The following is an 11,549-nucleotide window of genomic DNA, read 5'->3' as shown; positions in this document are numbered from 1 at the left end:
GATCGCAATTTAATCCGGATGCCCCCAAAAAGAGGAAACGGAAATGAAAAATAATCCATTCATCCACGCCTGGACCCTGCCGCTGGCCTGCGGCTGGGCCCTGTCGGCGCAGGCGCAGATATCCTGCGAAGTGGATTACCCCATCAGCGACTGGAACGGCGCCTACCAAGTGGACGTGGGCATTACCAACAGCGGCAGCGAACCCATCGCCGGCTGGTCCCTGGAGTGGGACGTCGGCACGGGGGAAACCCACAGCGGTGGCTGGAACGCCGATATCAACCAGAGCGGCACCCGCATCGCCGCGTCCAACCCGGCCAGCCATTGGAACGGCACGATAGCCCCCGGGGCCACCAACCGTTTCGGCATCCAGCTCAGCGACGGCGCGCCACCGGCCTCCCAGCCGACAGCCTTCACTCTGAATGGCGTCACCTGCAATGGCGGCGGTTCGTCGAGCAGCAGTTCGTCGAGCAGCAGCTCCTCCAGTAGCAGTTCCTCCAGCAGCAGTTCGTCCAGCAGCAGTAGCTCATCCGGCGGCGGCAGCGCGGTCACCCTGCAGGAAAACGCGATGGGCTTCTGCGGCGTCGACGGCACCATCGACAGCAACAACGCCGGCTACACCGGCAGTGGTTTCGCCAATACCACAAACGTCAGCGGTAGTGGCATCCGCTGGAACCTCAACGCGGCCGGCGGCGAATACCTGCTGGAGTGGCGCTACGCCAATGGCGCGGACACCCGGCCGGCGGAAGTACGGGTCAACGGTTCCACCGTCGCCGCGGTGGATTTCCTCTCCACGGGGGCCTGGGACAGCTGGGCCGCGGCGAGCGCGAGCATTTTCCTGGGCGAGGGCGAGAACCGCATAGAGCTGTCGGCCACCGGCGACGCCGGCCTGGCGAACATCGATTCTCTCACGGTGACCGGCAACGCCCCGGAAGCCGCTTCCTGCGCCTCCGGTTCCGGTCGCTACCGTATGGAAGCCCTCGGCCGCGGCGTCACCGTGGTGCCGAGCGGTGGCGGCAACCTGGTGAGCTGGCGCCTGCTGGGTACGGATGATCCGGCCGTGGCCTTCAACGTGTACCGCGACGGCCAGAAGCTCAACGGCTCGCCGCTCACCGGCGCCAGCAATTACCGGGACGGCGGCGGCTCGGCGAATGCGCAGTACATGGTGCGCGCGGTCACCGGCGGCAGCGAGGGCGCGGCGGCTTCCGCGGAAGCGGTGTTCAACGGCAGCGGCTACTTCGATATCCCGCTGCAGCGCCCCGCCGGCGGCACCACGCCGAGCGGCGAGGCCTACAGCTATTCCGCCAACGACACCAGCGTGGCCGATCTCACCGGCGACGGCCGCTACGAATTCATCGTCAAGTGGGACCCCAGCAACGCCCACGACAACGCCCACGAGGGCTATACCGGTAACGTTTACATAGACGCCTACCGGCTGGACGGCCAGCGCCTGTGGCGCATCGACCTGGGCCGCAACATCCGCGCCGGCGCCCACTACACCCAGTTCCAGGCCTATGACTACGACGGTGACGGCACCGCGGAAATCGCGGTAAAAACCGCCGACGGCACTGTCGATGGAACCGGCACCACCATCGGTAACGGCAGCGCGGATTACCGCAACTCCAGCGGCCGCATTCTCTCCGGCCCGGAATTCCTCACCATCTTCAATGGCCGCACCGGCGCCGCCATCGACACCGTCGACTACCAACCGCCGCGCGGCAATGTGAGCAGTTGGGGCGACAACTACGGCAACCGCGTGGACCGCTTCCTGGCCGGCACTGCCTATCTCGACGGCCGCAATCCGAGCATGATCTTCTCCCGCGGCTACTACACCCGCACGGTGATCTGGGCGGTGGATTTCGATGGCCAGAACCTTTCCACCCGCTGGATTTTTGATTCCAATCAGGCCGGCAGCCAGTATGAGGGGCAGGGCGCCCACAGCCTCTCCATCGCCGACCTGGACGGCGATGGCCGCCAGGATGTCGTTTTCGGCGCCATGGCCATAGGTTCCGGCGGGCAGCCGCTGTGGAATACCCGCCTGTACCACGGCGACGCCCTGCACGTGAGCGACTTCCTGCCCAATCGCCCCGGCCAGGAAGTCTTTATGCCCGGGGAGCACAGCAACCAGCCTTCGTCGCGGCTGGTCGATGGCACCAACGGTTCGATCATCTTCCAGACCGCCCCCGGCGGCGACAACGGCCGCGGCGTGGCCGCCAATATCTGGGCCGGCAACGCCGGCGGGGAATTCTGGTCGGCCCGCGTCAGTGGGCTGCTCAACGCCAGCGGCAACAGCGTGGGCAGCAAACCCGGCTCGATAAATTTCCTCAGCTGGTGGGACGGCGACGGCGAGCGCGAACTGTTGAACAGTACGCATATCGACAAGTACGACCCCTCGCAGCGGCTGCTCACCGGCTCCGGGGTCAGCTCCAACAACGGCAGCAAGTCCACCCCGGCGCTCTCCGCGGATATTTTCGGTGACTGGCGCGAGGAAGTGGTGTGGCGCACCTCGGACAGCTCGGCGCTGCGCATCTACGCCACCCCGCACGCGACGGAACTGCGCATTCCTACCCTGATGCACGATCCGCAGTACCGGGTAGCCATCGCCTGGCAGAACACCGGCTACAACCAGCCGCCGCATCCGAGTTTTTACGTCGGCAGCGAGGTGACGGACTATCCCTGGCCGGATATTCAAACACCCTGAGTGAAGGAACAGCACACCGGTTGTGGGAGCCTGCAAGCAGGCTCCCACAACAATCCCGACAAAAAAGGGAGAACTTCCATGAACAGATTTATCAGAATCCTGCTTACCGCAACTGCCGCCTTCTGGCTCGCGGCCGACACGCTTGCACAGGTCAATCCCGACACCTGGTATATGCTGGTCAACCGCCACTCCGGCATGGCCATGGATATCGAGGGCGGATCCACGGAGGCCGGAGCGCGGCTGGTCCAGTGGAATCCCAACGAGGCGCCCAACCAGCAGTTCCGCTTCCTCGATTCCGGCAACGGCTACTACCGCCTGGCCGCCCGTCACTCCGGCATGGTCCTGGACGTATACGAGTGGAACGACGCGGACGGCGCTGACATAGCCCAGTGGGAGGACCTGAACGGCACCAACCAGCAGTTCCGGCTCGACGATATGGGTGGCGGCTATTACCGGCTGGTGAACAACTTCAGCGGCAAGGCGCTGGACAACTGGGACTGGTCCACCGAGGCCGGCACCCGCATCTCCCAGTTCACGCCCACCGACGCCGCGGTGCAGCAGTGGCAACTGGTTCCCGTCGACGGCGATCCCCCCTCCGGCGACTGCGGCGGGGGCACGCCCCAGGCCACCGTGACCGGCGGCCCCGGCAATTACCAGGTCAATGGCAACAGCGTCGGCGGCAACTATTTCAATGCGATCAACACCGCCATCGCCAGCCTGTCATCCGGACGCAATTCACAGGAGCGGGTGACGGTATTCGCCGACGGCTCCATCGGCGCCAACTCCATAGTCCTGCCCAGCCACACGGCGCTGGAAGTGTGCGGCACCATGAATGTGGGCAATGCCGCGGGCAGGGGTGCCATACAGGCGATCGGGGTGGAGAACGTCTCGGTGCCTTTCCTGAAGATGACCGGCAGCCCCTACTTCGGTATGCGCTTCGCCGATGCCCACGACCTGCATCTGGGGCAGATCGACCTGCGCCTGAACGGCGGCCTGGGCATCCGCTTTGACCGCGATCGGCCCGGCAGTACCAATGTGCGGATGGATTACGTTTACGTCTCCGGCACCGGCAACCACGGGGTGGAGACCTGGAATATCGACGGGCTGGAAATCGGCACCATCATCGCGCGCAATACCGGCTACTCGGGCCTGCTGCTGAACAACACCCGCAACGCCGTGATCGGGCTGGTGGACGGCGAGGACACCGGCACCGGAACCGGCTACGCCACCCTGCGCTTTGCCAACGAGAATGGCCGCATCAACGGCGGCTACCCCACCAATATCTTCGTCGATCGGGTCATCTCCCGCCGCGGAGGGCGGGGCTTCTTCTGCGTTTCCAACTCCGGCGGCGCGGTGGTGAACAACATCGACTTCGCCGACAACGGCAACAACTCGATCCTGATCGAGAACTGCCACAACGTCACCGTGGACGGCGGCGTGATCAATGGTGGCGGTGAACTGCGACTGGCGGCGCGCTCCGAGTTCCCCAACAACAGCGACATCACCATTGCCAATCTCGACGTCTTCAACACCAGTGTCCGCGAACAACCTTGCGGCGAGAATGTCAATTGGATTGACGTGAACGTTCAGGGAGGTAACTTTAACGTCTGTAACTAGTGCACCAAAACATAGTTTTGTGCGCGGATTGGCGACCCGCCATGGATGGCGGGGCCGGGGCCTGATCGAAGGCAATGCCGTAGCGCCAAGGATGAGGCTCAGGGATGGGGCTAATGCCGAAACTATTCGGGAACTATTCGCCTGCAAGCGGGCTCCTACAGGGCCATATTCTTGGTAGGATGGGCACAAGGCGCCCGCGAAGCGGGCGAGCGCCATGGATGGCGAGTCAACGGAGCACAGCGACGTACCCATCGTCCGGGCCGGTGATGGGCACGCTTCGCTTTGCCCATCCTACAAAGCCAATAAAAAACGATAAGCACAAGAGGAAATCTTCAGATGCAGAGCAGACTTCCATTATTCAGCGCCGCTACGGGGGATGACCCTTGTCCAGCGGGGTAGCCAACGCGGCGGCGCTGGCCGCCGCAGACAGGGCGGAGAGCTGGATCACCGACCGCGCCTGGGTCGCCGGTGCCGTCGGTGCCATGGCGGTGCTTATCTGCGCGGCGGCCTACAATGCCGGCGGCCTGCTGAACAGCGGCCTCTCCATCGCCGGCTTCCAGATCACCGACAACCGCCTGGACAGCATTCTCGCCGCGCTGATCATCAGCAGCTGCGCGATGCTGGTGGTGGAGCTGCCGCGGCTAAGGCTCTGGCTGGGTCAGGATTTCTTTCGGCTGCACCCGACCCTGGCCCGCGGTCACTGGATGCGCTTTGCCATGGAGGCCCTGGTGCACTACCTGGTCTACCTGGGGCTGCTGGCACTGGTGATTTTCTTTTTCCGCACCGCCGGCGAGTACGGCTTTGCCCGCGGCAACGCCTACTACAAGCCCTGGTTCCGCCTGCTGGACCTGGCCTGGGCCGCCTGGCTCTGGGGCGGCCTGCCCTATGTGTTGCTGACCCGCGCACTCAAGCACTCGCCGGAGGCGGACAGGATGGACCTGGCAAACAGCTGCCTGAAGATGGTCTCGCTGTTCGCATTTCGCTGGCCGAAGTTCGACGAGTACGACCGTAAGAATCTGCGCGCACTGCTGGTGAAACTGTTCTTCGCACCGCTGATGACGGTGTTCTTCGCCGACCAATTTCCCCATCTGGTCAGCAACGTCGGCTATATGTTCGACGGCCTGCCCGCGGCCATCGCGGAAAACCGCTACAGCCACCGCCAGTTCAACCTGGATTTTTTCAATATTTCCGTGGCCCTGGTATTTTCCATCGACGTGGCCCTGGCCTGGTGCGGCTACATGGTTTCCAGCCGCTGGGTGGATAACCAGACCCGCTCCGCCGAGCCCACGATGCTGGGCTGGGTGGTGTGCCTGTTGTGTTATCCCCCGTTCCAGATGTACCTGGGCCTCTACTACGCCTCACCGGGGGAACGGGAAGTGCTGCGCCTGGGTAACCCCTGGTTCGTGACCCTGTTCACTTCCATGATGCTGGCCAGCTACCTGATATACATGGCCGCAACCCTGCACTTCGGGGTGCGTTTCTCCAACCTTACCAACCGCGGCATTATCCGCACCGGTCTCTATTCCCTGGTACGCCACCCCGCCTACGGAGCAAAAAACTTCGCCTGGTGGTGTGTGATGTTCCCGGCAATTGTCTACAGTGCCTTCCACGCCGGCTGGAAACTGGCCCTGGCGCAGACCCTCGGCCTGCTGCTGATGACCTGGATCTATTATTGGCGGGCGACTACCGAAGAGCGTCACTTGAGCGCGGACCCGGACTACGTCGACTACTGCCGGCAGGTGCGTTACCGGTTTTTCCCCGGGCTGCTGTAACGACGCCCAGACCTTACTGTTGTAGGAGCGGTCCGGCCAGCGGCCGCTCCTACAATGGGGCTCGGGAATGATTTCACGGCTTTCCCGGAAATCGGCAATCCTGCCGATTTGTATTCACCCTACAGCTTATTCATCCAGCGGTTCAACCTTGTGGTTTTTCACAAAGTTGAACCTGGTCAGCGTGAATAAATTGTGATGCTTCACTTATTTAGACGAATGTATAGGTTGCTGCCGTTAGATTGAAAGTGCGGTAATCAAAAAAATAAAACAACAGGGAAGGAAGGCCTGAGAGTGCGTCCCCGCGTGCGGCGGTCTGCTGTTTGGATCGTTTGCTTGCAATCGCAGCGACTGCTCAGTTTGTTCAGCGCTTCCCCAACCATAAAGAGTGAGGCATCTGTATGAAACGATTGATGAGAGTCTGTCAACCGCTGTGCGCGCTGGTTGCCGGAGTGACCGTGGCGGGAAATTCCCTCGCCGCTAATTACGGCGAAGCGCTGCAAAAATCCATTTACTTTTACGAGGCGCAGCAGTCGGGCCCCATCCCCTCCTGGAATCGCAACGAGTGGCGCGACGATTCCGGCATGACAGACGGCGCCGACAACAATGTGGACCTGCTGGGCGGCTGGTACGATGCCGGCGACCATGTGAAATTCGGCTTCCCCATGGCCGCCAGCGCCACCCTGCTGGCCTGGGGCGTGGTGGAAAACCGCGATGCCTATGCGCAGACCGGCCAACTGCAGCATATCCGCAATAACCTGCGCTTCGTGGCCGATTATTTCGTCAAGGCACACACCGCGCCCAACGAACTCTGGGGACAGGTGGGCAACGGCGGAACCGACCACGCCTGGTGGGGTGCGGCGGAAGTCATGCCCATGGCGCGGCCCTCCTACAAGATCGACGCCAACTGTCCGGGCTCCGACCTGGCCGGGGAAACCGCCGCGGCGCTCGCCGCCATCGCCATGGTGTTCGAGTCCACCGACGCCGCCTACGCGGCAAACCTGCTGAGCCACGCGGAACAGCTCTACAGCTTCGCCGACGACTTCCGTGGCGTATACAGCGACTGCATCACCGACGCCGGCACCTTCTACAAATCCCACAGCGGCTACAACGATGAACTGGTGTGGGGCGCCGCCTGGCTCTACCGCGCCACCGGCGACCAGGCCTACCTGGACAAGGCGGTGAGCTACTACGGCAACCTGTCCACCGAACCCCAGCAGTCCATCAGGTCCTTCAAATGGACCCACGCCTGGGACGACAAGAGCTACGGCAGCTACGTGCTGATGGCCCAGCTCACCGGCAACGCCGAGTACCGCGCCGACGCCGAGCGCTGGCTGGACTTCTGGACCACCGGTTACGACGGCCAGCGGGTGACCTACACCCCCGGGGGCCTCGCGCACCTGGACCAGTGGGGTGCCGCGCGCTACTCCTCCAACACCGCGTTTATCGCCCTGGTGTACTCCGACTACCTGCAATCCGCGGACCCGGGCAACGGCCGCGCGCAGACCTATTACGATTTCGCCGTGGGCCAGATGGAATATTTGTTGGGGGAAAACCCGATGAATATGAGCTACCAGATCGGCTACGGCAGCGTCTACCCCACATCACCGCACCACCGCACTGCTCACGGTTCCTGGAACGACAGCCTGCAGGACCCGGTGGACAACCGCCACACCCTGGTGGGTGCACTGGTGGGTGGTCCGGACACCAACGACAATTTCGTCAACGACCGCGGCGACTATGTGCTCAACGAGGTGGCCACCGACTACAACTCCGGCTTCACCTCCGCCCTGGCGCGGCTGTGGCTGGACTTCGGCGGCAACCCCATACCCGAAGCCCAGTTCCCGGCTCCAGAGGAGCGCGACCTGGAATTGTTCGTGGATGCCAAGCTCAACTCCAGTGGCCCGCGCCACACGGAGATCAGTTCCTACGTGCACAACCACACCGCCTGGCCGGCGCGCGTCACCGACAACCTGAGCCTGCGCTACTGGATCGATATTTCAGAACTGGTGGATGCGGGCTACGGTCCCGAAGACCTGATCCTCACCAGTGCCTACAGCCAGGGCACCGATTACACCGGCCCGCACCCCTGGGGTGAGTCCTCCGACAACCTCTACTATGTGGAAGTGTCCTTCGCCGGTGTGGACATCTATCCCGGCGGCCAGTCCGCGTCGAAAAAGGAAACCCAGTACCGCGTCGCCGTGCCCGAGGGCGCGCCCTGGAATCCGGACAACGATCCCTCCTGGGACGATTACACCAGCAGCCATAAACAGGCGCCGATGATCGGGCTCTACGACAATGGCCAGCTGGTCTGGGGCCAGGAGCCCGGCGGCGGTTGCGGCGGCGAAACCGGCGTCAACTGTGGGCCCAGCGCCGACAGCCAGAGCCTTTCCACTCCCTACGAAACCTCCCTGTCCATCACCCTGAGTGGCAGCGACAGCGACGGTACACTTGCGGATTACACTGTGGCCAGCGGGCCCGCCAATGGCACGCTCGAAGGCAGCGGTGCCAGCCGCCTGTATACCCCGGCGGCGGGTTTCTTCGGCACCGACAGTTTCACCTTCACCGTCACTGACGATCAAGGCGCGACGTCTTCGGCCGCCACTGTCTCCGTCAACGTGGAGGCACCGGAAATTCCCGCGGTCAATATTTCCAGCCCGGCCGAGGGCGCGCGCTTTGCATTGGGTGCGGACATCCCGGTGCAGTACAACCTGCAGAACGCCGAGGGTGTCAACCTGTACCTGGACGGCGCGCTGGTGGGTAGCGGCAGCGGCTCCGGAACCCTGGTGGTGCCGGCGCCTGCGGAAATCGGCCTGTACCAGCTGCAAATCGTCGCCACCGAGGGTGGGGAGGAACTGACCGCGAGCGACAGCGTCACCGTGGAAGTCTACGAACCGGTGGCCGGCGCGCTGAGCTGCGCCCCGGGCAGCGCCGACGTATGGAACAGCGGCTTCGTACTCAACAGCGTCACCGTGTCCAACGAGGGCGACACCGCGGTCCAGGGCTGGGAGATATCCCTTACCTTTGCCGAGCCGATCCAACTGGTCAACGGCTGGAGCGGCAACTTCAACCTGTCCCCGGACGGCTTGGTTCTCACCGTCTCCAACGCCGAGTGGAACGGCAACCTGCAGCCGGGCGACAGCACCAGCTTCGGCTTCCAGGGCGGGCACAACGGCAACTTCCAGACGCCGGTGTGTACGGTCAATTGATCTGAAAACGCGGGCGGCATCCGCCGCCCGCCGTTTCCCCAATAATCGATGGGACAAATCATGAAAATTCTACTTACCCTGGCGGCTTCGGCCGCCCTGCTCGCTGCTGCCCAGGCCCGGGCGGCGGAACCCCTTCCCGACGACGACTGGTTGCACGTGGAGGGCAATAAAATCCTCGACAAGCAGGGCAACCAGGTCTGGCTCACCGGCGCCAACTGGTTCGGTTTCAACGCCGGCGAACGGGTTTTTCACGGCCTCTGGGCCGCCAACCTGGAAGGGCGCATGCGCGACCTGGCGGAGCGGGGCATCAACCTGCTGCGCGTACCGATTTCCACCGAACTGATCTGGGAGTGGCAGAACGGCATGGCCGCGGTGCCCAACATCAACGCCCATGTAAACCCTGAACTGGAGGGCATGACCTCCCTGGAAATTTTCGACGAGGCCGTGGCCCTGGCGAAAAAATACGGGGTAAAAATCCTCGTGGACGTGCACAGCGCCGAGGCGGACAACGCCGGCCATTTCTACCCCATGTGGTACGAAGGCAGCCTGGACAGCGAAATCTTTTACCAGACCTGGGAATGGATGGCGGACCGCTACAAGAACGACGATACCGTTATCGCCTTCGATATTGAAAACGAACCCCACGGCAAACCCTGGGCAGACAACCCCTATGCCAAGTGGGACAGCTCCACCGACGTCAACAACTGGAAGCACGCCTGTGAAACCGCCTCCAAACGCGTGCTGGCGATCAACCCCAACCTGCTGGTGCTCTGCGAGGGCATAGAGTCCTATCCCAAAGATGGCGTTAGCTGGGGCGGCGGCGCCGGTCCGGACTACCACAATTATTGGTGGGGCGGAAACCTGCGCGGCGCGGCCGATCACCCCATCGACCTGGGAGCCAACCAGGACCAACTGGTTTACTCCCCGCATATCTACGGCCCGTCCGTTTATCAGCAGCCCTGGTTTGAGCCGGACTTCACTTACCAATCGCTGATAGAGGATGCCTGGCGGGCCAACTGGTTCTACCTCCACGAGCAGGGCCTATCGCCGCTGCTGCTCGGCGAGTGGGGCGGTCACCTGGACGGCGGCCAGAATGAAAAATGGATGGGTTATGCCCGCGACCTGATCGTGGAGCACGGCCTGCACCACACCTTCTGGTGCCTCAACCCCAACTCCGGGGATACCGGCGGCCTCTGGCACTACGACTGGACCACCTGGGACGAAGACAAATACGCGCTGCTGAAACCCGCCCTGTGGCAGGACGGCAGCGGCAAATTTGTGAGCTTGGATCACCGTGTGGTTCTGGGCAACTCCGAAGTGGGCACCAACGTCAGCGAGTATTACGAAGGACAACAGCCCTCGGTGGCCATCACCGCACCCGCGAGCGGCAGCCAGTTCCTGCCCGGATCGCAGATCACTGTGCAATACACCCTGGCGCAGGCCGCCGCGGTCAATATTTACCTGGACGGCGCCCTGCTGCAAACCGCCAGCGGCGGCAGCGCTGTTGTCACCGCGCCGGCGGTCGAAGGCAGTTACCAGCTGCAACTGGTGGCCGTGGACGGCCAGGGGCAGGAGCTTTCCGCCAGCGATACCCTGTCCATCCGCGTGGTCGATGAAGTCGTACCGGAGCCCGCAGTGGAAATCACCGCGCCGGCGGACAACAGCCGGGTGGAAGCGGGTAGCGAAATCACCGTCACTTACACTCTGGAAAACGCCGCCGGCGTAACCGCATCCCTGGACGGCAACAGCCAGACCGCAATGGGCGGCGACAGCCTGGACCTCACCGCGCCGCTGCTCGACGGTTTCTACCCTCTGGATGTAGTCGCGGTGGACAGCAACGGTGAATCGTTGGGCGCAAGCGACAGCGTCACCATCGAAGTGTTCACACCGGTCTCCGCGGAACTCGACTGTGAACTGGGCACCAGCGATATCTGGAGCAATGGTTTCGTACTCAGCAATATTGCGATAACCAACCGCGGCAAGCCCATACAGAGCTGGCAGTTGGTACTGAGCTTCGCCTCCCCGGTAAGCTCAATCAACGGCTGGAGCGCCAACTTCTCCCTGTCCCCCGACGGCCACACCCTCACCGTCTCCAACCTGGAATGGAACGGCAATTTGCAGACAGGGCAGACAGTGACCTTTGGCTTCCAGGGAGAGCACGGCGGAGACTTCGCACTACCGACGTGTTCCGCTAACTAAATAAACGGTACGGAATTTTTGTAGGATGGGCAAAGCGAAGCGTGCCCATCAACACCG

General features: G+C 63.0%; 5 protein-coding genes. All 5 read left to right on the top strand.

Features of this window, described 5'->3' with window-relative positions; translation table 11 throughout:
* Nucleotides 1–43: 43 nt before the first annotated feature.
* Nucleotides 44–2,698 (top strand): rhamnogalacturonan lyase family protein, encoded by a 2,655-nt coding sequence (locus FHS09_RS12780; RefSeq protein WP_183460485.1) that lies wholly within the window; start codon nt 44–46, stop codon nt 2,696–2,698.
* Nucleotides 2,699–2,776: 78 nt separating this feature from the next.
* Nucleotides 2,777–4,315 carry an RICIN domain-containing protein gene (locus FHS09_RS12775; RefSeq protein WP_183460483.1) on the top strand — a complete coding sequence of 513 codons (1,539 nt, stop codon included), beginning with the start codon at nt 2,777–2,779 and terminating at the stop codon, nt 4,313–4,315.
* A 383-nt stretch (nt 4,316–4,698) separates the two neighbouring features.
* Entirely contained in the window at nt 4,699–6,087 is a 1,389-nt protein-coding gene (locus tag FHS09_RS12770; RefSeq protein ID WP_246394973.1) for a methyltransferase family protein, read from the top strand.
* A gap of 410 nt (nt 6,088–6,497) precedes the next feature.
* Nucleotides 6,498–9,293 carry a glycoside hydrolase family 9 protein gene (locus tag FHS09_RS12765; RefSeq protein WP_183460481.1) on the top strand — a complete coding sequence of 932 codons (2,796 nt, stop codon included), beginning with the start codon at nt 6,498–6,500 and terminating at the stop codon, nt 9,291–9,293.
* A 60-nt stretch (nt 9,294–9,353) separates the two neighbouring features.
* Complete coding sequence (locus FHS09_RS12760; RefSeq protein WP_221191989.1) at nt 9,354–11,492, top strand: cellulase family glycosylhydrolase; 2,139 nt, start codon at nt 9,354–9,356, stop codon at nt 11,490–11,492.
* The last annotated feature ends 57 nt before the right edge of the window (nt 11,493–11,549 follow it).

Origin of the sequence: Microbulbifer rhizosphaerae (assembly GCF_014191725.1) — a bacterium.
GTDB classification, from domain to species: domain Bacteria; phylum Pseudomonadota; class Gammaproteobacteria; order Pseudomonadales; family Cellvibrionaceae; genus Microbulbifer; species Microbulbifer rhizosphaerae.
Note: the sequence above shows the minus strand (reverse complement) of the source record. Positions and strands in the feature narration are given on the sequence as shown.

Excerpts from the sequence above, each read along its gene's own strand:
- FHS09_RS12780 (WP_183460485.1), top strand. The coding sequence starts at position 44 with ATGAAAAATAATCCATTCATCCACGCCTGGACCCTGCCGCTGGCCTGC.
- FHS09_RS12775 (WP_183460483.1), top strand. The coding sequence starts at position 2,777 with ATGAACAGATTTATCAGAATCCTGCTTACCGCAACTGCCGCCTTCTGG.
- FHS09_RS12765 (WP_183460481.1), top strand. The coding sequence starts at position 6,498 with ATGAGAGTCTGTCAACCGCTGTGCGCGCTGGTTGCCGGAGTGACCGTG.
- FHS09_RS12760 (WP_221191989.1), top strand. The coding sequence starts at position 9,354 with ATGAAAATTCTACTTACCCTGGCGGCTTCGGCCGCCCTGCTCGCTGCT.